The sequence below is a fragment of the Bosea sp. NBC_00550 genome (assembly GCF_026020075.1).
Lineage (GTDB): Bacteria > Pseudomonadota > Alphaproteobacteria > Rhizobiales > Beijerinckiaceae > Allobosea.
In genome coordinates this window covers 2,482,983-2,506,357 of record NZ_CP102772.1, presented here as the reverse complement: position 1 = coordinate 2,506,357, position 23,375 = coordinate 2,482,983, and the positions used below count along the sequence as shown (strand labels likewise).

The window sequence follows — 23,375 nt, the reverse complement described above, 5'->3', positions numbered from 1 at the left end:
GACGCCATGACTTCCCATGATCAGCTCAGGGCCAGCGGCTTCCGGCCCCCCGCCGTGCCCGATGTCGAGATGCGCGGCTTCTGGGGCGAGCGTATCGACGCCGTCGCCGACAGGACGGCGATGATCCTCTACGAGCGCTGCGTCGCGGCCGGCATGTTCGAGCAGATCGACCCGGCCCGGCCGGTGCCGCCGGTGAATATGCCCTGGCACATGCGTGCGGACGGCACGCCCGACACAGTGAATGTCCAGATGTTCTGGGATTCGGACGTCGCCAAGGTGATCGAGACCGCGGCCTATGCACTCTATCGCAAGCCCAATGCCGATCTCGAAGCGAAGATGGACGCGATCATCGAGATGTTCGCGGGGCTCCAGCAGCCGGACGGCTACATGAACTCCTGGTTCGTCCGGATGCAGCCGGGCCAGCGCTGGACCAATCTGCGCGACTGCCACGAGCTCTATTGCGCCGGGCATCTGATGGAGGCGGCGGTGGCCTATTTCCACGCCACCGGCAAGCGCAAGCTGCTCGACGTGATGTGCCGTTATGCAGACCATATCGACGCAACCTTCGGCCCCAGGCCCGGCCAGAAGCCCGGCTATTGCGGCCATGAGGAGATCGAACTGGCTCTGATCCGGCTCGGCCGCGCCACCGGCGAACAGCGCTATCTCGACCTCGCGCGCTACTTCGTCCAGCAGCGCGGGCAGCAGCCGCATTATTTCGACATCGAGGCTGCCGAGCGTGGCGTCGATCCGACGCAGTGGCGCCACAAGACCTATCTCTACAACCAGTCGCATTTGCCGGTGCGCGAGCAGGACAAGGTCGTCGGCCATGCAGTGCGGGCGATGTACCTCTATTCCGGCATGGCCGATGTCGCGACCGAGTTCGGCGACGACAGCCTGACGGACGCGCTGAAGGGGCTCTGGGCGGATCTGACCTCCAAGCAGATGTATGTCACCGGAGGCATCGGGCCGGCAGCCAGCAATGAGGGCTTCACCGACTATTACGACCTGCCCAATGAGAGCGCCTATGCCGAGACTTGCGCGGCGGTGGCACTGATGATGTGGGCGAGCCGCATGCTCGGGCGCGGGCCGGACCGGCGCTATGCCGACATCATGGAGCAGGCCCTCTACAACGGCGCCCTGTCCGGCCTCTCGATCGACGGCTCGCGTTTCTTCTACGACAATCCGCTGGAGAGCCGCGGCGGCCATCACCGCTGGACCTGGCATCGCTGCCCGTGCTGCCCGCCGAACATCGCCCGCACCGTGACGGCGATCGGCAGCTATATGTACGGCGTCTCGGCGGACGGCATCGCCGTGCATCTCTACGGCGCCAGCACGGCCCGGCTCAGCGTCGGCGCGACGGCCGTAACGCTGACGCAGGAAACGAACTATCCGGTTGACGGGCGGGTCGCGATCACCATCGGGCTGGATCGGCCGGCGCGCTTCACCCTGTCGCTGCGAATGCCGGGCTGGTGCGGCCAGGCCGCCGTCGCGCTGAACGGCGAGGCGGTGCCGATGGTGGAGAACGGCGACGGCTATGTGCATCTCGCCCGCGAATGGAAGGATGGCGACAGCTTGGCGCTCGACCTGCCGATGCCTGTGCGCGCGCTCCATGCCCACCCGGCGGTGAAGGCCGATCTCGGCCGTGTCGCGATCGCGCGCGGGCCGCTCATCTATTGCGTCGAAGAGGTCGACAATGCCGCCGACCTCAACGCCCTGATCGCGCCGGGGGATCTCTCCGGCGCCAGGACAGTTCCGATGCCGAATCTCGGCGGGGCGATGGCGATCGATCTCCCGGTGCGGCGCGAGCAGTGGCCGCGACGGGACGGCTGGCTCTACGATGCCCATCCGCCGGAATATGCCGCGACGACGGCGCGCCTCGTGCCCTATCACCTCTGGGATAATCGCGAACCCGGCGAGATGCTGGTCTGGATCAGGGGCGGCCGATGAGCGCGCAGCACAACCCGGCACAGGAAAAAGCCACCATCGAACTCAAGGGCGTGCGCAAGAGCTTCGGTTCGGTCGAGGTCATCCATGACCTCGACCTCAAGGTCGAAGGCGGCGAGTTCGTCGTCTTCGTCGGCCCGTCCGGCTGCGGCAAGTCGACCCTACTGCGCATGATTGCCGGGCTGGAGGAGGTAACGGACGGGGACATCCTGATTGCCGGCCGGGACGTCACCGATCTCGACCCGGCCAAGCGCGGCATCGCCATGGTCTTCCAATCCTATGCGCTCTACCCGCATATGAGCGTGCGCGAGAACCTCGCTTTCGGCCTGGAGATCGCCCGAACGCCGGCGGCGGAGATCCGGCGGCAGGTCGAGGCGGCGGCCGATATCCTCAAGATCGGACCATTGCTGCACCGCCGGCCCGGCCAGCTCTCGGGCGGTCAGAGGCAGCGCGTCGCGATCGGGCGTGCGATCGTACGCAAGCCGCTGGTCTTCCTGTTCGACGAACCCCTGAGCAATCTCGATGCCGAGCTTCGCGTCAGCATGCGCGTCGAGATCGCGCGGCTCCATCGCGAGCTCGGCAATACGATGATCTATGTCACCCACGATCAGACCGAGGCGATGACGCTGGCCGACCGCATCGTAGTGCTGCGCGACGGCAGGATCGAGCAGGTCGGCTCGCCCCGGGAGGTCTACGAGAACCCCGCCAACCTCTTCGTCGCCGGCTTCATCGGCTCGCCGCGCATGAACATCATCGACGGAACCTGCCTGACGGCGAACCGGGTCAACATCGCGGGAACGGAGATCGAGCTCAACCGCCCCATGCCCGCCGCGCCGCAAGAAGCGATCAAGCTCGGAATCCGGCCCGAGCATTGGTCGATCACGGACAGGCAGGATAATTCGCTGCCGGCTCAGGTCGAATTCGCCGAATATCTCGGCAGCACGCTATACGTGCATTGCAAGCTCGCTAACGGAGACCTTGTCACCATCGAGCAACGCGGCGGGCAGGATGCCAAGCCGGGCGAAGGCCTATGGCTGAACTGCCACCAGCAGGCGCTGAAGATCTTCTCGATGTCGGGAGAGGCGAGGTGAGCGGGCACGCTAGCTTGCCCCGCGGTCAGCTTGAGCTGGATGGCGCCCTTGCGCATCGACGAGGGCATGGATTTTGGTGGTGAGCCCGCCTCGCGAGCGACCGAGACAACGATCTCGCCCCCCCTTTTTCCGGTCGCACCCTGTTGATGGACCCGCACGACCGAGGTGTCGATCATCTGGACGTCGCCGTCGTAAGCCTTTGTGATCGCGTCCATCAGCCGATCCCAGACGCCAGCTTTGCGCCAGCGGTTGAAGCGATTGTAGATCGTCGTCGGTGGGCCGTAGCGAGCCGGCACATCCGCCCAGGGCGCACCCGACCGAAGCACCCAGAAGATGCCGTGTTTGATCCCAGGTTTTGATGGTGCGATCTTTTCCATCGGATGGAAGGAGGCACTATGGGCCAGGTTCTGCACGGGAGCGCCACAACGACGGAGGCGATCCGTCGAGCGATACAGCATAGTCAAGCGAGCCTGAGGGCTCTGGCAAAGCGCTACGGCATCAACCAGAAGACCGTCGCGAAGTGGAAGAAGCGGGCCTCGGTGGCTGATCTGCCGACGGGCCCGCAGCAGCCGGCTTCGACGGTTCTGTCAGCCGAGGAAGAGGCGATCATCGTCGCCTTTCGACGACATACCCTGCTGCCTTTTGGATGACTGCCTCTACGCGCTTCAGGCCACGATCCCGCATCTGACCCGTTCGTCGTTGCATCGCTGCCTGCAACGGCACGGCATCAGCCGGCTACCGGAGATCGAGGGCGACAAGGAGCCGAAGAAGCGGTTCAAGTCCTACCCGATCGGCTTCTTCCACATCGACATCGCCGAGGTCCAGACCGCCGAAGGAAAGCTCTATCTGTTTGTCGCGATCGATCGGACGAGCAAATTCGCCTTCGTGCAACCGGTGGAGAGCGCCAACCGGGTGACGGCCTCAGCTTTCCTCGTCGCCCTGATCGCAGCCGTTCCCTACAGGGTCCATACGATCCTGACCGACAACGGCATCCAATTCCGCTTCCCGCCGCGCTACGCCAACGGTCCCACGGCCCGTTACATCACCCACATGTTCGCGATGCGCTGCCGCGAGAATGGCATCGAGCACCGCTTCACCAAGATCAACCATCCCTGGACCAATGGGCAGGTCGAGCGAATGAACCGGACGATCAAAGACGCGACCGTCAAACGCTATCACTACGACAGCCACGACCAGCTCGATCGTCACCTCCAGGACTTCGTCTCAGCTTACAATTTCGGCCGGCGCCTGAAGACCCTCAAAGGCCTCACGCCCTACGAGTTCATCTGCAAGCGCTGGACTTCAGAGCCGGAAACGATTCACCCTCGATCCAATCCACCAAATGCCGGGACTAAACACCTAGGTCATTGGAAACCGTGCCTCTAGTCGGCTGTGTGCGTCCTGACAGGTCGCGTCAGTTGCCGTCATCTGCGATGACGCCTCGCCGCCAGTTCAAAATGCGACCGGTCATTGTCCTTGTAGCGACCAAAGTGACCGCCCCAGCGAAGCCGGACCCCAGTGTCCGAGGCGGCCTTTCTCATGGCCGCAGCGATCTGGCTCTGAAGCGTCGAATCGAAGACGACACGCCCCTCCCGGTCGAGCGGCCAGAGATCCACAGCCCGTCCGGAGCGATGCGAAGAGCTTTTTGTCCTCGACCATCCCCATGCCACGGCCTGACCTTGTTGATCTTGGTCACGCCGGCCCGAGCCAATGACAAAGCGCAGGTTCGGAAGGCTGGCTTGCGCCCTTCTAACGATCTTGGCGAGGATCGGGTCGAGCGCACGCAGGTTGGCGTCGTGATTTCCCACCGGGTCCGGGTTCCACGAGCGAAACATCGGAATCTGGTCGCGGCCGAACTCGTCGCGGATCGGGATTCTGGCGTAGACACCATCAGCGCTTGGAGTGCCTGGTTGACACGCCTGGCACCATAGATCCGATCCGAACCAAGGAAGCTTGCCCGGACCCTGTTGCCAATCTCCTCGTCGTCGCGTGCACGCCGGCTCGGCGATCGGTTGAGCCAGGCATGGAAGCCCGAGCGCGACACATCCAGCGCTTCGCAAAGCCATGCCACCGGCCAGATCCCCCGGTGCTTCGCAATGAACGTGAACCTCATGTCACGTCCTTCGCGAAGTAGGCTGCGGCCTTTTTAAGGATGTCGCGCTCCGCCTTGAGCTTGGCCACCTCTCGCCGCAGCTTCTCGATCTCAAGCTGCTCCGGCTTCATTTGACCGTGGCCGGGAAAGGCCTGCGCAGGATCGGCCGAGAAGAGCTTCACCCATTTGCGCAGCTGGTTCTCATGGACATCCAAATCCCGAGACGCCTGCGCCACACTAACCCCGCGATCCTTGATCAGTCGCACCGCCTCGATCTTGAACTCACGCCCAAACTGTCTTCGCCTCATACGCCACCTCCAGCTTCATGAAACACCCAATCTCGGTGTCCACGAAACCGGCAGCAGGCTATTCAGACGGGCGCGCCCGCGCTCCTGGATCCGGGTCATGGTGCGGATCTCGCCAGGTAAGGGCGCCGCTTTGGAACGGTCCCGTACTTCGTTTCGAAGGCCAATTTTGCGCCTTGAGGCACTCTCCGGCAATTGGCCTTGGGGACACGTTCTTCCGTGATTCTGAGATTTGCGGTTGCGTCGTTCGTTTCATCCGATCACGGTAGACGTAAGCGTTTGAGTGGCCGGAGCAATCGACCGTGACCCAGTCGACGAGTTCCAACGGCGTCTGGGTATCCCACGCCGTTCCAGTGATGTCCCAAGAGGATGTCCGCGCCCAACTGCGTCGCATTTTAGGAGGTGGCGATTTTGATGCGCCCGAGCGGGTGCGCCGGTTTTGTCCTATGTGGTCGAAGAAAAGCTCTCGGGCCACGGTGACCGCATCAAGGCGTATGGGATCGCAGTCGAAGTCTTCGGCCGGAGTGCAGATTTCGACGTTATGAGCGATCCCGTCGTTCGCATCGAGGCGGGGCGGCTCAGGCGTGGGTTGGAGCGGTATTACCTGCTTGAAGGCAGTACCGACCCGCTCGTGATCGATATTCCAAAAGGGGGCTATGTGCCCAGCTTCCGCTGGAGGCTGGACGATCAGGAGGCGCCCGAGCCGCTTTCACCCCCCGCACTTCCGCCTGACGAGCCACCCCGCCCGCGAACGAGCGGGTGGCTGTGGCGAAATTGGCTAGTCGGTGTCACTGCGGCGCTCGCGATCATCCCATTGGTGGCCACAATGGTGATGGCAAAGCGATCGGCCCCGACGCAACAAGCGAGCCTCCTGCGATCAGCGGTTGTCGTGAAGCCTTTCGTCAGTCTGACCGGGACGGCCGAAACCGAGGCTTTTGCAGCACAGCTTACCGACGAGCTGCTCTCACAGCTTGCTCCGCGTGGTGAGTTGACAGTATTTCGCAGCGAGGATTTGTCTGCTTTGGTTCCGTCCCTCTCGGCTGTCCGGAGCGATCGGTCATCGGGCAAGCGGCACATCCTGGAGGGTGTGGTCCGCACGAGCGATAGCAAGGTCAGGATCACCAGCCTCCTTCTGGATGGTGAAACGACCGCAATCGTCTGGTCCGGCAGCTATGAGGCCGATCTGAACTCCAACAGCGCCTTCGAACTCGAGACGCGCCTCGCGTCCAGGATCACTGAGGCAGTAAGCTCCCGCTTACGACCCGCAGCAACGGTGCATTAGGCGGAGCGACGGGCGTCCCGCAATTTGGGCTTCATCGTCTGCAGCGGGGCGAAAGCGCTCATTTGCGCACCGCCTGGAAAAGCGGTCGTCCGAATATCGGAATATCACCGAACGTCGGCGAGGCGGACGGCGCCGGCAGCGAGACGCCACCGGGCTGGGCGGCTGGCGCTGGCCGGTGGCTTTCGACCGCTTCTCAACGGCCGGGCGAGGTTACGCCTGCCTCCCGGGTTCGTCCACAAGTTGTGAATAGACTAAAGTGCTTGCGGCTTTTCTATGACCGCCGCTCGCGCGACATCAGCCTTAGCCATTGTCATGGCATCCTTCTCGATCGAGGCCGCGAGCAGGCAGTAATCATTGAGGCTAAACATGGCGCAGTGGTCAGCCTGGGACCACTTGGTTATCACCTCTGAGACAAGCTCGTACTCCTCGCAGATGCCGCGAAAACGTCCGTCCTGCATTTGCGCGAACCGGTACCGGAACTCGGGGAACCTAATCATGAACCGCGCGAGCCCGCGTTCTTCAGCCGACATCAAACTCTCCCTGGACCACGGAAGACATAGGCGACGAATGTATAGACAGGAGAAGGCAAGGAAAATCTACGGGCATTCCCGAAGGGAATAATGGGCACGATAGCGAACTGCGTCAAATGCACTTCTGTCAGCGATCTACGATTTATACCTCTGATGCGGAATTGTAGTTAAAGCGATTTTGTCGTGTTTGCAGAAAGTCCGGTCCCCGGATGTGCTGGAGCCGCTTATGAGCGCGGTGATGCGCTCGCGGCCGAACGCACTCCGCTCGGGGCGTCCATGAGCGGCGTTTGCGGCCGACGTCCACAGGCCGGGACCGTGATCTCCGCGAGTCTGGCCATTCCCGAGCCGTCTGAGGCACGACGGCAAGACTTCGACGCGGCGGCGATCTCGGTGGGGCGTATCCGGACGGTGAGGCGTACCAGCATGTCATTGACGACGAGGGCGAGCGGATCGCCGTGATTGTCGACGACACGCGAACGCCCCGGAACGCTGCGCGCCTTGGACCTGGGGCATCAGCGTCTTCGACCTACCCCAGACCAGCAGTGATCACGGGCGGGAGTGGACGCGGGAGGCCGCAATTGCGAAGGTCAAGTCGCTCTAGCTTGAGCTAGAAGGCCCGCTTCACGCCCGAGGAATATGAACGCTGGCGCCGCTTCATGCGCCGGCATGAGGGAGACGTATGATCGAGCGCATCGTTGCGCCCGCATGCCTCGCCTCGTCATCCGCAACGAAGAGGAGCTGAGCGCCGCCCCGCCTGCCTCCTAAGGCGATCCACAACCCGCTGGACGGTCGTCGGGTGCCATGTTCCGCCGCGAGCAGTCTTGATGCCGGCGGCGTTCAGTGCCTCGGCAATCTCCCTGATGCTCTTGCCGGCTCCACGGAGCGGCTCCACGACGCCTCGCCATGCCTCGGCCCGTTCCTTGGCCTGGGCCTTCACGCTTTCGTTTCGCTTCATGGTGGCGTCCCGGAGGCTACCTAGCTTGACGCCACAGCCGTTGGCCTTCTGTAAGACCACGTTGGTGCGGAGGGTGATGAACTGCCGCTCCTGTTCGGCCAGGGCCGCATAGATGCAAAGCTGCAAAGCGTCGGCGTGGGGCATCGAAGCGACCCGAAAGGGGACCAGCTTGTCCTCCATCAGCGAAGCGATCAAAGACACCCGGCGCGACAGGCGGTCCAGCTTCGACACCAGGACTGTGGCCCTGGTCTTCCGGGTTAACTCTATAGCCTTGGCCAACTCTGGGCGGTCACCGTTGGCGCTGCTCTCGACCTCGGTGAACTTCCGCAGCACTTCCCAGGGCGTAGGGCTGTAGGTTTCAAGGTACAGTCGGATGTCCCGGTCCTGCGCCTCCAGGCCCAGGCAGCTCTTGCCCTGCTCCTCGGTAGAGACGCGGCGGTAGAGAACGTACTGCGATGGCATAGTGGAGGCCTCCAGGAAGACCCTGAGACTTACTCTAGCCCTGACTGCGACCGGACAGTCCCGCAAGGGGCAATATAGTGATAGCTCATTTGGATAAGCGCTTGCCCGCTAAGCTGGAGGTCGCGGGTTCGAGCCCGCCCACTCTCCGCGGCGGCGATCTTCAACAGCCTTCTTCGACCCGCTTCTCGGCTGGGTATCGCCACTCTGATAGGCAGGGCCACTCACGGGGGGAAGCCGCGGCCCTCGCGGAGACTAAGGGCTTTCAGATACTTGGCCCAAAACATCCGGGGCCCTGGAAGGCTCTCAGCAACTCCTCCAGGTCACTCCCGGTCTGCGCTAGGCAGAGGCGCACCTCGTCGCGAGTCTCCGCGGGGATCGAAAGGCTTCCTAGAGGCGTCCAGTTCAGGGCCTCTTTAGTGCCCCCGGCAAGCGTTTGTTGCATGCAGTTGCCGAGTAGATCGAGTTAACGCCTCGTCATTTGGCGATTACGATGCCTCGATCCTTGCGCATCTTGTCGAACACTAAGCCAATCGCCTTGATTACCGTAATTTTCGGGTTATCTTTGCAATAAACGATGATTTCGTGCTCGGCTTCCTTGGCGCGAGGGACGTTGATAAAGTGCTTCTTGCCAAGGCCGTTGTACCAGCCGCTATACCACGTCATCAAAAGGCTTGCATCTTCTTGAAAAGTACCGGCCAGTTGAGCGCATGTCAGTTTCTGTACGTCAATGTAGCCGTTTGCGTCGGCGTAGGTCTTCAGTTCCACCTGGGCGTTGGCACTCGATATGAAGCAGCCGATGAGGGCTGTGGTCGCTAAAATCAGGGTACGCATAGTTCTTTCCTTCATTGTCCGAAGATCGAGAGAAGGCAATACGGACTTCGACAAGAACCCATTGTCTACTGACCTTAGGGCCAGTATCGCCGGTGGCTACCATCGGTGGTCCGTTTGTTACGATTGATGGCGGTGAAGGGTGGCGACTTTGACGTAGCCTGGCCATTCCGAGCTTGAAGGGATGCCCGACACGACGCTTGAACCCGACGACCTCTACGGGGGCATCCGTCGTACGCTTGCGCCTTCGATCAATTGATCGCGGCGCTGACGGGAAATCCCGCCTGCCTTGCGCCTTCGATCAGAGTGAGCCGATCTTGAGCGTTATAGTTTCTCGTGGCGATTTCAGCTTCAATGTTTTCGATGAAGCGAGGTCGCATCCTCATGAACTCGTGAACACTCGCATTTGTCTCCTGCTGCAAATGAGCACGCGCAAATATGAGCGCAGCAACAAAATGATAATTCGCAAACCGCTGCATATTAGCGCGGCGGAGCCAGTACAAAGCACGCGTATTGTCGCCAATAAGGTAATAATTTTGCGCAAGTATCGCGATGTAATATTTTGTTTGATTGGGATTTCTGTCGACCGCCTCTTCAATCATCGCGACGCCGCGCCTTCTGTCGCCAGCTTGTGCCAATCGGCTTCCAAATTCTGCCAAAATTTCCGTGTCATTTGGATTCAGCACAAGGGCCTGTTCGCCAATTTGCAGAGCGGCGTCGGGCTCCCTGCTAAAGAACAGAACGGCCATAAGCGCCTGAAGGGCACGAACATTATTCGGATCGAGGCGCACGGCACGCTGGGCCGCCTCACGAGCTCGTATTTTCGCCGCCGGCGCCGCCTCCTGAGAATTGAACCCAAGCCGATCCTCGTCGAGGAAGAGATAGGCCAGCATCGCCCAACCCGTCGAATAGTCCGGATTTCGCGTTACCGTCTCTTTAAGGCAGTCCCGAACTAGCCGATGCTCTTCCCGTGAGGGCTCGTTTCGGTAGCGATAGAACTGCAAGACACACAAATGCGGCTTGGCACCTGCCGGAATTCTCGCCGATGCATCGCCCGAGATCGGGGCAAATATCGCTCCATAAGGCTGGGCTACAGCCGCCGCTACCTTCGCTGCGATGTCAGACTCGACGTCGATATTTTGAGTTCCGCCCAAGTCTCGGTCGTAAACGGCGCTCCAGACAATTTCCTTCGTCCGGCCATCCAACAGTCTGCTAGACACTCGAAGTCGTTGTCCCGCGACACGAACCCCGCCCTCGAGCAGGTACTGGACCTCCAACGGCTGCTCAGCGGGAATCTCGTGCCGAGACTGCCTCCCCGCGTCACGGCCAAACAATCTTAGTTCCCGAAACCGTACGAGTTGATTGAGCAGTTCATCAGATATACCGGCAGCGTAGATCGACCCTTCGGCTCCCGACAGATTCTCGAAAGGTGAAACGACGAGCGCAACGTTGGGACTGGTTGCCAATTGTGATGAGTTGGTCGGGTCTGTGACCAGGCCGCTTAGGGCGATTACCAACAAGATGCTAATAACCGCCGCCACCGGCACGCCCAATTTCCGCAGCCAGTTTCGGGGGTTTCGAGGAGGGTTTTCTGAGTTCGCAACTTTCGGATGCAGTCCCAACAACTCTTGTGGTGGTGTGATTGGATGCCGCACCGTGATGTTCGGGATGTATGCGCCCTTGGGAATGTCGATGCAGATGGGGTCAATACGCCCGGATAATAAATAATAGCGCTCCAAGGCTCGGCGTAGTCGACTGGCCTCGATGCGCACGACGGGATCATTGAGTATATCGAAATCTTGCCCACGGCCAAATACGTGCGTCGCGATGGTGTAGGCCTTTATCCGTTGGCCACGGCCAGCCAATAACTCTTCGACGACGAAACGCAGAAAGTCCCGTAGGCGCTCGGGGACCTCGAAATCAGGACTCGCCAGAACACGAGAGAGCTGCGCTCGCACCGCATCGGGTTGTAGCACCTTCTGCCCAGTATCAGACGTTTGCGTCACGACTCACCCTAGCCTCAACAACACTCTCGTCATACTTGAACCCGCTTTTAGCGACGCGACTTCATTCCGAGCCTACGCAAAGTGATGTGAAGCGTACATGCAGAATTGCTGCCGGCTCCCATTCGCACTCGAGGCTTCCCGATGCCGCCAGCCTTACCAGGGGCATCGCACACGTCGGTGACGTCGGATATCGGGGTGGGTCAGTCGGCTTCGCCCGCATGGCAGACGGCACGGACATCTCGTGCCTCCGTAGATGAAAGTGCAACGCAATGCCCGAAGGCAAATTCGCTGCGCCTGCCCCGTCTCGGCCCTCCGGCAGGAACGCTCCGACCTTGGCCTCGACACGCAGAAAGATCGAAAAAGCCTTGAATGAACGAAACATCGCAACGTCGGGCGGCGGCCCTTGGAATGCCGTGCAGGCCTGCCGGCTTTTGGAGCGCACAAACTGGAGTATAGCGATTGCGACATAGGCCTGCCGATGCAGATCGTCAGGCTTTTCTTTGCCACGCTCTCGCCGTCAGGATGTTTGAATATCTGCTCAGCCTTCGTCGCCGGCTACTAGTTAGAGTCTCGCCGCCAGCCAAGGAAGGCGAAGACTGCCAGTCCGACAGCAATGACCAGCATCGTTGCTGCCCATTGAAGGCGAGGTTTATCTGACCAGAGAATTTCCACGTTCGGCTTCCGTGTCGGGCGAGGAATGAGCACCGAAACTCTGACCCTATCGCTTGGGCGCGGATATTGACCTTAAGGACCATTAGTCGATGGCTGACCCCGTCTCCGAAACACGGTGCCAATTTGCAAGATCAACAAAGAGAAACTTCGATCGATGATCGGTTCCCCACGGGTAGGCAAAAGGCGAAATGCCCCTGATCTTGCTGTAGTCCATAAACGGCGATTTTTTCGCCGAGAAACCCTTTAGAATCAGCCAGAAGCCCGCACTTGATGAATTTCATGCTTATAGCAGTCCTTGGTCGATATCATGCCCGACCCAGCTCAGCGGTAAGCGCATCCTCGTCCTGACCGCTGTGCCGAGAGCCGTTGGCCCGCCAATCCGATCCGACCTTCTTCGTCGACAATTCGACCACGAGCTAGTTCAGGCCGATTTCGGGCGCGATCGCTCTCCTCCAGAGCCTAATCACGGTTCTCGAAACGGGGATGAAGGGACGGCCCGACCAGTGAGCGGCGCAAATGTGCTCAAGGGGGAAGTGGCGGACAATGACCCGCGATCGTGTCCACGATCAAAGATTCTCTCTGCCGGGGGGATGCCCGGATGGACGCGGTCTTCAGGCGAGGAGCTTCTCTACGATCGATTGACACTTATCCTGTCACGGAACGTAGGGCTCAGAGAGCTGTTCAAAATCGTACGCTAAGCCGAACAATAGTGAGCCAAGGCTACTGTGTCTCGCGATCTCCGTTGCACGGGGTCTGATCCCGGTGGATACGAGTGGTCAGTTTGCGCAGACTGTCGTCTCAAATTTTGAGCGTTCGCTTTCGGCGATGAGCCAATATCCGCAACTGGCGGATACCGTTGAAAAAGTCGGCCCTGAGATCGGCGCTGGCGGGGAGCGGATTTAGCAGAGTAGGGCTTCGCTTGGTCAGGCAGGCCTGACCTGCGGCCCGTTTGGCTTGAGTTTGGCGAGCTTCCTGAGGTTCTGGGCTGCTGCGGCGAGGTGGAACTCGTCTCTGGCGCCATTCGGTCCGCGCAGTCGCAACCGGTCGAGCCGCAAGATGCGCTTGAGGTGAGCAAACAGCATCTCGACCTTTTTCCGTTCGCGCCGCGAGGTGACATAGGCGTCGGTCTCGGCGATGTCCCTGGCCATGTCGCGGGCGCCCTCATGGATCGAGCGCAGGATCTTGCGAGCGGGCATGTTGGGTGAGCACTGCGGCTTCAGCGAGCAGGCGTCGCAGTCGAACTTGCTGGCGCGGTAACGCATCATGCCCTCGTCATCGACGAGCGGCCGCTCGGTTCGATAGGCCTTCTGGCGCGGCCTCAACTCCTTCCCGCCCGGGCAGGTGTAGCGATCGCGCGCGTGGTCATAGGCGAAGTCGGAGCGGCTGAAGGTGCCGTCGCTGCGCTGGGATTTGTCGAAGACCGGGATATGCGGCTCGATCCCGCGCTTATGCACCAGCCAGGCGAGGTTCTCGGCCGAGCCATAGGCGCTGTCGGCGGCTAGCCTGGCCGGCCAGAGGCCAAAACGCTCCTGCGTTCGGTCGAGCATGGTCCGGGCCGAGCCGACTTCGGCCTGCCGGATGGCGCGGCTGGCCTCGACATCGACGATGACGGCGTGGTCGAGGTCGATCAGGTAGTTGGTGGCGTAGGCGAAGAAGGCATGCCCCTTCAAAGCGCCGGTCCATTGCGCGGCCGGATCGGCGCGCGACACGAACTTCGGCTTCGCCTCGCTCGCCGCGCCCCAGGCGGCCTCATCGAGCGTATCGAGATATTCGCGCACCGAGCGACGCGTCCGGGCGAGATCGTGCCAGTCGACCAGCTCTGAGGCGTCCGCGGAACGTTGCTTGTTCGCATCGGCCTTGATCAGGCTGGCATCGACCGCGAAGCCTTCTCCGCCCACGAGCCCTTCTTCGATGCAACGCCGGACGGTCGTCTCGAACAGCTCACGCAGAAGATCGCTCTCGCGGAAGCGGCCATGCCGGTTCTTCGAGAAGGTCGAGTGATCGGGAACGTCGCCCTCAAGCCCGAGCCGGCAGAACCAGCGATAGGCGAGGTTCAGGTGCACCTCCTCGCACAGGCGCCGCTCGGAACGGATGCCGAAGCAATAGCCGATGAGCAGCATCCGGATCATCAGCTCCGGATCGATCGAGGGCCGACCCATCTCGCTGTAGAACGGCCGCAGATGTGCGCGGATCTCGGAAAGATCGACGAACCGGTCTATCGACCGCACCCAATGATCGTCCGGCACGTGACGCTCAAGACTGAACTCGTAGAACAGCGCCTCCTGCGCCACCCGCCGTTCACCCATCATCGCGCCGCCCTCCGCCCAAGACGACTGAATCAGGACTTCACACCCGCAGCAACGACGACTTTTTCAACGACATCGGCGCACTGCCGCTGCACGTCGCCCCATCTTTGCTTGAAGGCGTGCCGGTCTCGCTTGGGCGTTTCGCGGATCATGGGGGCTCGTGAGAGCGGATGGCTGCGATGGCCACGGCCTTCTCGCAGGTATTGCCGTTCTCATCGAGTGACAGGCAATCGCGAATAGCTTGCTCGACCCGTTCCCGTGCCGCAGCGAGCGCGACTTCGGCGGCTAGGGCGCGGGCTTCAGCCCGGTCGGCGCGCTTGTTCGCGGCCTTGGCCAGCTGCCATTGCATGTAACCATAGCGACTGTGCGTGCGCTCCTTGCGCAGATATTCTCCGTAATCGTCGGGCTCAATGATCTGCCCCTCGCTCGGCGTTGCAGGGCTCGAAGGCGGCGGGGGAAGCCAGAAACCGTGCGCCCATTGCAGCCGATATCCGCACACGGGGCAGACCAGCCCGTCTTTGATCGCGACAAGCTGCCCGAGTTTACCGCCATGCTCAGCTTGATAAGCCCGATGTGCGTCGTCGGTTCGGTCACCGCCGCATAAGAGATGGACCGAGTTTTCGACCTGAAACAAGTTGAGTGCGGCAACCTGCTCATCGGTCCACGGTGCTGTCCGCTTCTCGGCCATTTGTTCTCGGCCTCTTTTACCGGACAACGCGCAGCCCGTCCGTCAGTTCACACTTCGTGCTGATGATGCTCAGCCTCTCACCCATCGTCCCGCTCTCTTGCGCGTGCTTATGAAGGCGGGGTCGGCCGGCTGCTTCTTGCGGTGAGCCAGGGGGCACCACCGGTCTATGTCGGAAGCGTCGGTATCGGCTTCAGCCACGACGGCGCGACCGCGCTCCGCAAGCAGATGGACGAACTCGTTATCTGACAACCCGCGGTCAGCCTGAAGGGCAGACGACAGGCCTATCGCTAGCTCACGTCGGCTCTGGTGGCGGAAATCGAGTTTCGCGCATGGACCGCCGACGGCAAGCTGCGGCACGGCTCCTACAGGGGGCTTCGGGAAGACGCTGATGAGCTCCCCGTTTACGAGATACGGAGCGGGTATTCATTTGACCGTTCGCTGCGCAGTCGAGCAGAGCAAGGCGATATCCTGCTCAAGCTTAACAAGGATCAGCCGGTACTCCTCGGCTATCTCAGCGGCCCGGTTTCCCGGAATCTTGGCCCAGTGCAGCGCCGCTTCCCAAGCGAGCGCGTAGCTCTCGCAGAGGCTCGCAAAAGCGGGCCGCTTGGCCGCCCGTAGAAGCTCCGCGCGGCGGTGGGGCCAGCGGAGCAAGAGCCGGGTTACACCGGCCCGCTTTTCAGGTGTCTCCATCGCGTCAAAATACTAATTATCGCCTCGCCAGGCAGAGAATATGGGCGTGGCCTGCCCCCTGAAAAGTGGCCCTCCCTGAAGTAGGCTTTTTGAGCCTTTGGAGGATGCCCGCGATGCCGCAGAAGAAGCACAAGCCTGAAGAGATCGTCGCGAAGCTGCGGCAGGTCGACGTGCTGTTGTCCCAGGGGCGCCCGGTCGCGGAGGCGATCCGGGCCATCAGCGTGACGGCGTTCACGTATTATCGCTGGCGCAAGGAGTTTGGCGGGCTGAAGTCCGACCAGGTGAAGCGTCTGAAGGATCTGGAGAAGGAGAACGAGCGGCTGCGCAAAGCCGTCTCGGATCTGACGTTGGAGAAGCTGATCCTCAAGGAAGCTGCCTCGGGAAACTACTTCTCTATTCGGGGTTCATAGGTCAACTCCCTTGCGTGCGCATCCTGGATCGGCGCGCGAACGGTCCTGCGGAGCTCTTGCTTCTCTCCGAGGTCGGCCTGTGCCGCCTCATGATGGGATCAGAGGGAGTGGGCGGAGCCATCTAAGCCGCGCGCTCGGCAGAACCGACGCTCGAGTTTCCTCGGTCTCGCCCGCTCCCATCGTCCCCGCAGGGCCCCCTCCACGCCGGAGGAGCTCGGTATTGCGTGATGCTAAAGCGCGGGCCTCAGGCCGCCGTGGCGGATGCGGCCGACCAGCGGAAGTCCGTCTCGTCGCGCCACATGCGGTGCAACACGATGGCCAGCTTGCGAGCGACGGCCACGAGCGCCTTCTGCATGCCTCGGCGTTTGGCCACGGCCAACCCCCAGACCTTCAGGGAGGACCACGGGCCGCGCGGGCTGGTCAGCAGCACGAGCGCGGCTTCATAGAGCGCAGCGCGCATCATCGTGTCCCCGCACTTCGAGACCCGCCCGCCCCGCATCGTCTCACCGGACTGGTAAAGCCGCGGCGTCAGACCGAAATGCGCCCCGACGCATTGCGATCGTCCGAAACGGGCCGGGTTGTCGACGCATGTGCGGTAGGTCAGCGCCACGACCGGCCCAACGCCGGGTGCGGTCATCAGCCGTCGGCAGATCGGATCGATGCGGACCTGGTCCAGCAGCATCTTGTGCAGCTTGGCGAGTTGGGTCCGCAACGCGGAGCGAGCCTCCAGCAACGGTAGGACCACAGCCGCGACGAAGGGCAGATCGAGCACGAGGTCTCGCACGCGCTGCTCGAAGCCGGCAGCTCCCACGACACCGACCTTGAGGCCAAAATTGCGCAGCTGACCTCGTAGGTCGCTCTCGATGTCATAGGCCTTACGCTGAAGCAATTTGCGCGAGGTCAGGAGCAGGCGGCGTTGCTGGCTGGCTGGCGTCTTGACGTGGACCGGCTTGAATAGGCCGACACGCATCATCTGAGCGATACCCATCGCGTCGTTGCGGTCGGTCTTGTTGATGCGCGCCGAAAGGGCGGCGTGCATGTGACGGGTTTCGACGCAGATCGCCGGCAACCCAGCTTCGACCAGGCCGGCGTAGAGCCATGGCGAGAGAGGCCCCGCCTCCAGGCCGATACGAGCATAGCTGTGGCCGAGACCGATGAGGTGTTTGCAGATCACCTCAGGATGGCTCTCGACGGTGGTACGGTGCACGACCTTACCGTGCGGATCGACGATGCAGATGGCGGTCTCTTTCACGGAGACATCGAGGCCGACATGGTGCTGGTGGTTCATGGTGGGACTCCCGCGTTGGATCGGAGCGCCACTATGCCGCTGCTTCAACCGCGCGAGGCGCCCCGAATACCCCATCTGAGCCCCGCCCGTCGTCGCCGGTGCATCGACCACGCCATGATAAAGTTCGGCGTGTCGGAGCGGCTGGCGTGCCGGGTTCTGGGGCAGCATCGATCTACGCAAAGGAAACTGCCGACGGGTCGCGTCGATGATGCGGCGCTGACCGCCGACATTGTCGAGCTCGCCACCCAGTATGGCCGCTACGGCTACCGCCGGGTCGCGGCCATGCTGGAGACCGCCGGTTGGGCGGTGAACGTCAAACGCGTTGAGCGGATCTGGCGGCGGGAGGGGCTCAAGGTGCCGGCCAGGCAACCGAAGAAAGGCCGTCTCTGGCTGAATGACGGATCATGCATCCGGCTTCGGCCGGAACACCCCAACCATGTCTGGTCCTACGACTTTGTCGAGGATCGCACCCACAACGGTCGAAAATTCCGCATGCTGAACGTGATCGACGAGTTCACCCGGGAATGCATTGCGATCCGGATCGACCGGAAACTCAAAGCCACCGACGTCATCGATGTCCTGTCCGATCTTTTCATCCTGCGCGGCGTGCCCGGGCATGTTCGTTCGGACAACGGTCCCGAGTTCGTCGCCAAAGCAGTGCGGGATTGGATCGCAGCGGTCGGCGCGAAGACAGCCTTTATCGAGCCTGGCAGTCCTTGGGAGAACGGCTACTGCGAGAGCTTCAACTCCAAGCTGCGCGACGAACTCCTGAGCGGCGAGCTGTTCTACAGCCTCGCCGAGGCTCGGATCGTCATCGAGGGCTGGCGTCAGCACTACAATACCCGGCGCCCGCACTCCTCGCTCGGCTACAAGCCGCCAGCACCGGTCGCTGTGGTCTGGCCGCCTACGAAAACCCAACCCGCTTCGCCGGCCATCTCAACCGTGGCCGACAAGCCCACCATGCATTAGATTAGAACCGGGCCACCTGATGGGGGCAGGCCAGAGAGCGGAACCAGCGACCTGAAATCAGGACGTAATGATCCTGGTTGCCGACATCGACGATGATCTGGCTAGCCGTGTTCTTGACGTAGAGCAGCTGCGTATCGGGGATCGGCGCATATTCGGGCTGGCCGGTCGCATGGATCAGCTCGGCGGGCTCGAGGCTGACGTCCAGCTTTGGCAGGCTGCCGCCCGCAATGGCATCCGCGATCTCGGGCGGGGCCTCGTCCATCAGGTTGGCGCGGGATCCGGCAGCCTTCAGAGCGGCGGCCAGGGTTGCCGGCGGGCTTGCCGCAACGGCCCAGCTTCCATCGGGCGCCTTGGCCGACCACCACTTCCTGAGTGCACGCAGGTAGTAAGTGGCGCTGCCCTCATCGAAGAGCATCAAGGCCGGGGTATTGATGACGCGCAGCAGCTTGCTGCCTGTGACCTGGCGCAGCTGCGGCTTGCCGTCGACCAGGACGAGCATTGCGGGCGTTTCGCTGAAGATGATCTTCGGCGGATCGTTCCTGACGGGCAGGGCCTTGGTCGCCGTCTCGGCCTCGGCGACCTGAAGGCTTGCCTGCAGCCGCGACAACGAAATCGTACGCAATCCGCCGCCCGCATGCTGCCGCAGCGCGGCGGCATAGGCATCGGCATTGGCCGGATCGGAAGGGAAACTCGCCTTCACGACCTCGATATTATCGAGCGTCACGAGGTCGTTCTCACGATCGATCGCCGTATGTGCCTTGAGCCAGACGACGCCGAGCGTCTGCGCGTCGGTGCCGGGCTTGTCGACCGCGACGGCGGCACGGGCCTCCAGCATATCGTCCTGCCAGCGCTCGATCTGCGGCTGATAGATGGTGATGCTGCGCGCTGCGTCGTCGATGACGCGGGGCCAGGCGATCCCGGCCTGTGCCGCGCCGGCAGTCTGCGCGTTCGCGGGCTGCCCGGCCTGGGCCAGAACCGGCGTTGCCGGCGGCACGAGCATGCACGTGATCGACAGAAGAGCGACCGTGGTCCGGAGGTGCAACCTGAAAGCGTTCCGCATCCGCGTTCTCCTTTAGCCATTAGTCCTTGGGTCGAGCGAACGCTGTCAGCGGTCGCAGCGGTGATAGCTGGTTTCCACCTCCGGGAATTCGGGATCGAAGCGGACGAAGGTGCCGTCGTCCTTGAAGCGGAGCGAGACCTTCATGGTGTCGAAGATGATCTTGTCCGCGCAGCTGAGGAGCGCGGTCGTCACGTCGCCATTCTGCTTGGCGGACACCACCCGGCAGGTGGCATTCGCGCCGTCGATGCGGTTCCCGCGTACGATAAAGGCACTCCAGCCTTCAGCCGAACGCTTGAGCGCGAGCTTGCCCTTGCGCTTGACGAAGGCCTCGTCGCAGCTCGCTGCGCTCGTCGCCCAGGCTCCCTCCAGCCGATCGATTGCTTGCGCCGCACTGCTCAGCAACGGCAGGGCCATAAGGAGAGCTCCCAGGCCGGCCAGTCTTTTGCCTCTCTGCATCTGTCATCTCCCACGTGTCCACAAACGGAAAAACAGCGGCGGGCCGGGCGGAGGGGCAATTCGGCACCACGCGGTTGGAAACACTGCCGCGTCGCAACCATCATCATCCTTGCCGAAGTCGCCGGTCACGGATGTGCTCCGACGCGGGGCACTACGTCCAAATCGAAAAATGCTGTTCGTTCTGATCGATGCCCTATGGAGGATGCGGGCAAGTCTATTGTCGCCTTCGGCGTGTTTTGAGATCAAGGTGTACAGCAACATTGGTGTCAATCGCGGGGAGCAGAGCATGGTTGCCCTGTCGTTGAGAAAGGCCTGTCGCGCCATTCCATCCTTTGGCGAAAGATCCAAAACAGGCCGAGCCCTGGAAGCGATCAGAGATTGAAACCAAGTGCTGCCAGCAAGCGGGTCCGGTACTCGGGCCAGATGCGCATGATTGCCAAGCCGGGCACCCGGGACCTGTGGGCCCCGGCCTCGTGTTCGGCGGGATTGTGCATCTTGATCTGGTTTGGAACGTTTGCCGGAGAGGCACGGGCCGCCGGCAGACCTCCGCTGCTGCTGCGAAGCTGCAAGATCGAAGCTCCCGACCTCGCCCCGGTCTTTCCGAAGCCTCCGGCCGTCTCTCTCAAAGCCGCGGATGCGCAGGCTGCGGATGATGACGACGAGGAAGACGACACGGAGGAGGAGGACGAGGAGGATCGCCCGCCCTCCGGCTTCGTCTCGCCCGGCCTGGGCAGTTGCATCGCCATCTCCGGCACGGTGAATGCGGGGCTGCAACGCGATGAGTATCGGGCGAATGCCTCGGCGCGCGCGACGGGGCTGGTGCCGCAGAATGCGACGAGCTTTCCATTGAGCACGACGTTCCGGATCGAGAGCGGCCAGTCGCTCGCGAACGGCCAGTATCTGGCGGCCGCTTTCGAATTCTCGTTCGACACGAACAGCGAAGGTGGCAACGACATCACCATCGGTGAGGCGAGCGTCACGCTGGGAGCGTTCAGCGCCGGGCTGGCAAGCTCGCGCTTCGATTTCTGGGCCGGCGACGAATTCGCCTTCATCGCGCGAATTCCCAGCCGCACCGTCGCGCTCATCGGCTACGAGCGCCCGCTCACGGACACGATCAGTCTCTCCTTGTCCGCCGAGGATGTCGCCGCCGACCAGCGCATTCCGCAGGCGAGCGCGGGGCGCCGTGTGCCCGACGGCGTGGCTCGTCTCGTCTATGAGGGCGATGAGCTGACACTGCACGGTGCCGTGGCCTTGCGCGAGGTCCCGCGCATCGGTGCCGCGAGCCTCTCCGGCCGCGCCGCGATCATCGGCGCGACCTGGGAAGGCGATTTGCTGGACAAGTCATTCACGCTCTCCGGCCAGATCGCCGGAGCGGTCAACGCGGCGCCCTATATCGGCTCTCAGCTCGACCGGCGCACGGCCCTGCCATTCCTGTCGGGGGATCAGACCTCGCGCGGCTGGTCCGGCGTCGTCTCGCTCGGCTGGGAGTGGACCGACGAATGGTCGAGCAATGCCTATATCAGCCGGTACATGCTGACATTGCCGCGTGTCGGCGATGCAACCGGCCAGGTGCGGATCGACCGGCTGGCGGCCAACGTCATCTGGAAGCCGGCGAAAGGCCTGCGCCTCGGCCTCGAGGGGTCGGTTGCCTGGCAACGGATAGACATCACAGGGCTGGCGCTCGCCGCAGGGCTTTCCGGCAGGCAAAGCTCGGCGCAGCTCTTCATCGAACGGGTTTTCTGATCGACTGGCGGTAATCCGCTGGAAACAGCCCGGGCAAGCCAAGCCCGGGCTGCGGGCAAGCACTTCTGCGGTCCCGGCCGTCGATCGAGGCACGACCTCGCCACGCAGCGGGATTTAAGCTGCTTTCGTCCCGGGAAACCCGCTCAGCGCGTCTGCGTCGCGGCGAAGGCCAGGCTTTCGGCCAGCAGTTCTTCGGCACTCGCCTGCTCGGCCGCCTCGACATAGACGCGCAGTTCGGGCGCGTTGCCCGAGGCGCGGAAGTGCACTGTCGCGCCGTCCGCGAGCGTCAGGCGCAAGCCGTCGCGCCGATCGCGCGCGGCGACGCCACCGCGCATCCCGAAGGCGGCATCACGGAAGCCGGAATCCTCCGCATCGAGCCTGGCGATCAGGGCCGCAGTCTTGTCCTGCGGAATCTCCTGAAGCCTGTTCGACAGGGCCACCGCGAAATTCGCCTCGGCGGCGATAGCGCTCAGCTTCTTGCCTGATGACCTGACCGTGGCTAGCGTCGCGAGGATGGGCAGCATCGCGTCGCGCGTCGGCAGGGCGGCAAGCAACCGGCCGTCGCGTCTGATGTCGGAGCCGAGCAGCACGCCACCATTGGCCTCGAAACCGACCACGGCCCGTGCGCCGTCAACTTTCGCCTCTGCCATGCCGGCGATGACATAGGGGGAGCCCACGCGGGTCCGCAGCACCTTTTCGAACAAGCCGGGCCGGTCGAGGGCGGAGTTCGAGGTGACCGGAGTCACGATTGCGTCTGCGTCCAGGAATTTTGCGGTGAGCGCCCCGACGAGGTCCCCGCGCAGAAAGCGGCCGGCCTCATCGGCGACGAGCGGCCGGTCGGCGTCGCCGTCGGTCGAGACGATCGCGTCGAGCCGGTTTTGCAGGGCCCATTGCCGCGCCAGCTCCTCATCCTCCGGCCGCAGAGCCTCGGTGTCGACGGGAATGAACCGGTCGCTGCGGCCGAGCGCGACGGGGGCCGCGCCGAGCGCGGTGAGCACATCGCAGATCACGTCGCGCCCGACCGAGGAATGCTGATAGACGCCGACACTCAGGCCGGCGAGGGCATCGCTGCCGAAGAAGGTGACATAGCGCGCGCGGTAGTCGGCGATGGCCTCGCTCCGCGCGGGCTCGACCGAGACATCGGGAGCGGCTGTCAGGGCAAGCTTGGCATGCCAGGCCAGGATGCGCGCCTCGTCGGTCTTGTCGATCTCGCCTTGTGCCCGATAGAATTTCAGCCCGTTGCGGTCGTCGGGAATGTGGCTGCCGGTCACCATGATGGCGGGCGCGCCGCGCTTCATCGCGGCCAGAGCCAGGGCCGGCGTCGGCAAGGCGCCGCAATCGACGGGAACGAGGCCGCCATCGGCAACCGCCTGCGCGCATTGGGCGGCGATGAGAGGGCTCGACGAGCGCAGATCCTGCCCGATCAGCACCTCGCCGGCGGGACCTGCCGCATCATCGTCGCGCAGCATGGCGCAGAAGGCGCGGACATGGCTGTAAGCCGGCAGTCCGACCAGTTCGCTGACGAGGCCGCGCAGGCCGGAAGTGCCGAATTTCAGGGAAGACATGCGTACCTCGTCCCGGTGACCGTCTCTCACTGG

General features: G+C 62.7%; 16 protein-coding genes and 5 pseudogenes. 8 read left to right on the top strand and 13 right to left on the bottom strand.

All coding sequences use genetic code 11. The annotated features are described in order from the left end of the window. Positions 1 to 6 precede the first annotated feature (6 nt). The gene (locus NWE53_RS12010; protein WP_265054508.1) at positions 7 to 1,947 is read left to right on the top strand and encodes a glycoside hydrolase family 127 protein; all 1,941 of its coding nucleotides are present in this window, start codon (positions 7 to 9) and stop codon (positions 1,945 to 1,947) included. Continuing rightward, positions 1,944 to 3,035: an ABC transporter ATP-binding protein gene (locus NWE53_RS12005; protein ID WP_265054507.1), complete on the top strand. Its 1,092-nt coding sequence runs from the start codon at positions 1,944 to 1,946 to the stop codon at positions 3,033 to 3,035. Before NWE53_RS12010 ends, NWE53_RS12005 begins: the two co-directional genes overlap by 4 nt. A 14-nt stretch (positions 3,036 to 3,049) precedes the next feature. On the opposite strand, the pseudogene NWE53_RS12000 reads toward NWE53_RS12005, so the two are convergent. Next, a pseudogene (locus NWE53_RS12000) lies at positions 3,050 to 3,412 on the bottom strand (IS5 family transposase); the annotation flags it as partial. A gap of 18 nt (positions 3,413 to 3,430) precedes the next feature. Between NWE53_RS12000 and NWE53_RS11995 the strand changes: the two are divergent. Further along, positions 3,431 to 4,398, top strand: a pseudogene (locus NWE53_RS11995) (IS481 family transposase). A gap of 61 nt (positions 4,399 to 4,459) precedes the next feature. Here the strand turns inward: NWE53_RS11995 and NWE53_RS11990 are convergent. After that, on the bottom strand, positions 4,460 to 4,870 hold the full coding sequence (locus tag NWE53_RS11990) for a M15 family metallopeptidase (RefSeq protein WP_265054890.1): 411 nt from the start codon (positions 4,868 to 4,870) through the stop codon (positions 4,460 to 4,462). A gap of 77 nt (positions 4,871 to 4,947) precedes the next feature. Next, positions 4,948 to 5,435: pseudogene (locus tag NWE53_RS11985) on the bottom strand (transposase); the annotation flags it as partial. A gap of 436 nt (positions 5,436 to 5,871) precedes the next feature. Here NWE53_RS11985 and NWE53_RS11980 point away from each other — a divergent pair. Beyond that, positions 5,872 to 6,714 carry a hypothetical protein gene (locus NWE53_RS11980; RefSeq protein ID WP_265054506.1) on the top strand — a complete coding sequence of 281 codons (843 nt, stop codon included), beginning with the start codon at positions 5,872 to 5,874 and terminating at the stop codon, positions 6,712 to 6,714. Positions 6,715 to 6,965: 251 nt separating this feature from the next. Here the strand turns inward: NWE53_RS11980 and NWE53_RS11975 are convergent, their stop codons facing one another. The 6 genes from NWE53_RS11975 to NWE53_RS11950 all read right to left on the bottom strand — a co-directional run bounded on the left by NWE53_RS11975 (position 6,966) and on the right by NWE53_RS11950 (position 15,161). Then, positions 6,966 to 7,244, bottom strand: coding sequence for a hypothetical protein (locus tag NWE53_RS11975; RefSeq protein ID WP_265054505.1), 279 nt, complete (start codon positions 7,242 to 7,244; stop codon positions 6,966 to 6,968). A gap of 718 nt (positions 7,245 to 7,962) precedes the next feature. Continuing rightward, the gene (locus NWE53_RS11970; RefSeq protein WP_265054504.1) at positions 7,963 to 8,661 is read right to left on the bottom strand and encodes a recombinase family protein; all 699 of its coding nucleotides are present in this window, start codon (positions 8,659 to 8,661) and stop codon (positions 7,963 to 7,965) included. Positions 8,662 to 9,135: 474 nt separating this feature from the next. Further along, positions 9,136 to 9,492, bottom strand: coding sequence for an HdeA/HdeB family chaperone (locus NWE53_RS11965; protein WP_265054503.1), 357 nt, complete (start codon positions 9,490 to 9,492; stop codon positions 9,136 to 9,138). 248 nt (positions 9,493 to 9,740) lie between these two features. Then, positions 9,741 to 11,495, bottom strand: coding sequence for an adenylate cyclase (locus tag NWE53_RS11960; protein WP_265054502.1), 1,755 nt, complete (start codon positions 11,493 to 11,495; stop codon positions 9,741 to 9,743). A gap of 1,595 nt (positions 11,496 to 13,090) precedes the next feature. Then, positions 13,091 to 14,476: an IS1182 family transposase gene (locus NWE53_RS11955; protein ID WP_265051783.1), complete on the bottom strand. Its 1,386-nt coding sequence runs from the start codon at positions 14,474 to 14,476 to the stop codon at positions 13,091 to 13,093. Positions 14,477 to 14,621: 145 nt separating this feature from the next. Beyond that, positions 14,622 to 15,161, bottom strand: coding sequence for a hypothetical protein (locus tag NWE53_RS11950; RefSeq protein ID WP_265054501.1), 540 nt, complete (start codon positions 15,159 to 15,161; stop codon positions 14,622 to 14,624). Positions 15,162 to 15,467: 306 nt separating this feature from the next. Between NWE53_RS11950 and NWE53_RS29915 the strand changes: the two genes are divergently transcribed. Next, positions 15,468 to 15,779: a hypothetical protein gene (locus NWE53_RS29915; RefSeq protein ID WP_331489877.1), complete on the top strand. Its 312-nt coding sequence runs from the start codon at positions 15,468 to 15,470 to the stop codon at positions 15,777 to 15,779. Positions 15,780 to 15,964: 185 nt separating this feature from the next. Continuing rightward, positions 15,965 to 16,246 (top strand): annotated as a pseudogene (locus NWE53_RS11945) (transposase); the annotation flags it as partial. Positions 16,247 to 16,505: 259 nt separating this feature from the next. Here NWE53_RS11945 and NWE53_RS11940 read toward each other — a convergent pair. Continuing rightward, on the bottom strand, positions 16,506 to 17,549 hold the full coding sequence (locus tag NWE53_RS11940; RefSeq protein ID WP_265051361.1) for an IS110 family RNA-guided transposase: 1,044 nt from the start codon (positions 17,547 to 17,549) through the stop codon (positions 16,506 to 16,508). 30 nt (positions 17,550 to 17,579) lie between these two features. On the opposite strand from NWE53_RS11940, the pseudogene NWE53_RS11935 reads away from it, so the two are divergent. Further along, a pseudogene (locus NWE53_RS11935) lies at positions 17,580 to 18,518 on the top strand (IS3 family transposase); the annotation flags it as partial. Position 18,519: 1 nt separating this feature from the next. Here the strand turns inward: NWE53_RS11935 and NWE53_RS11930 are convergent. Further along, a complete protein-coding gene (locus NWE53_RS11930; RefSeq protein WP_265054500.1) occupies positions 18,520 to 19,518 on the bottom strand; it encodes a hypothetical protein in 999 nt (332 codons plus the stop codon). A 105-nt stretch (positions 19,519 to 19,623) separates the two neighbouring features. Further along, on the bottom strand, positions 19,624 to 19,992 hold the full coding sequence (locus NWE53_RS11925; RefSeq protein ID WP_265054499.1) for a hypothetical protein: 369 nt from the start codon (positions 19,990 to 19,992) through the stop codon (positions 19,624 to 19,626). Positions 19,993 to 20,529: 537 nt separating this feature from the next. On the opposite strand from NWE53_RS11925, the gene NWE53_RS11920 reads away from it, so the two are divergent. Further along, positions 20,530 to 21,777 carry a porin gene (locus tag NWE53_RS11920; protein WP_265054498.1) on the top strand — a complete coding sequence of 416 codons (1,248 nt, stop codon included), beginning with the start codon at positions 20,530 to 20,532 and terminating at the stop codon, positions 21,775 to 21,777. A 143-nt stretch (positions 21,778 to 21,920) separates the two neighbouring features. On the opposite strand, the gene NWE53_RS11915 is transcribed toward NWE53_RS11920, so the two are convergent. After that, positions 21,921 to 23,342: a phosphomannomutase gene (locus NWE53_RS11915; protein WP_265054497.1), complete on the bottom strand. Its 1,422-nt coding sequence runs from the start codon at positions 23,340 to 23,342 to the stop codon at positions 21,921 to 21,923. Positions 23,343 to 23,375: the final 33 nt, after the last annotated feature.

Bases quoted from the DNA above. Each gene is read 5' to 3' on its own strand.
- NWE53_RS12005 (WP_265054507.1), top strand. From the start codon at position 1,944: ATGAGCGCGCAGCACAACCCGGCACAGGAAAAAGCCACCATCGAACTC.
- NWE53_RS12010 (WP_265054508.1), top strand. From the start codon at position 7: ATGACTTCCCATGATCAGCTCAGGGCCAGCGGCTTCCGGCCCCCCGCC.
- NWE53_RS11915 (WP_265054497.1), bottom strand. From the start codon at position 23,342: ATGTCTTCCCTGAAATTCGGCACTTCCGGCCTGCGCGGCCTCGTCAGC.
- NWE53_RS11940 (WP_265051361.1), bottom strand. From the start codon at position 17,549: ATGAACCACCAGCACCATGTCGGCCTCGATGTCTCCGTGAAAGAGACC.
- NWE53_RS11930 (WP_265054500.1), bottom strand. From the start codon at position 19,518: ATGCTCGTGCCGCCGGCAACGCCGGTTCTGGCCCAGGCCGGGCAGCCC.
- NWE53_RS11925 (WP_265054499.1), bottom strand. From the start codon at position 19,992: ATGGCCCTGCCGTTGCTGAGCAGTGCGGCGCAAGCAATCGATCGGCTG.
- NWE53_RS11975 (WP_265054505.1), bottom strand. From the start codon at position 7,244: ATGTCGGCTGAAGAACGCGGGCTCGCGCGGTTCATGATTAGGTTCCCC.
- NWE53_RS11990 (WP_265054890.1), bottom strand. From the start codon at position 4,870: ATGTTTCGCTCGTGGAACCCGGACCCGGTGGGAAATCACGACGCCAAC.
- NWE53_RS11965 (WP_265054503.1), bottom strand. From the start codon at position 9,492: ATGCGTACCCTGATTTTAGCGACCACAGCCCTCATCGGCTGCTTCATA.
- NWE53_RS11970 (WP_265054504.1), bottom strand. From the start codon at position 8,661: ATGCCATCGCAGTACGTTCTCTACCGCCGCGTCTCTACCGAGGAGCAG.
- NWE53_RS11950 (WP_265054501.1), bottom strand. From the start codon at position 15,161: ATGGCCGAGAAGCGGACAGCACCGTGGACCGATGAGCAGGTTGCCGCA.
- NWE53_RS11955 (WP_265051783.1), bottom strand. From the start codon at position 14,476: ATGATGGGTGAACGGCGGGTGGCGCAGGAGGCGCTGTTCTACGAGTTC.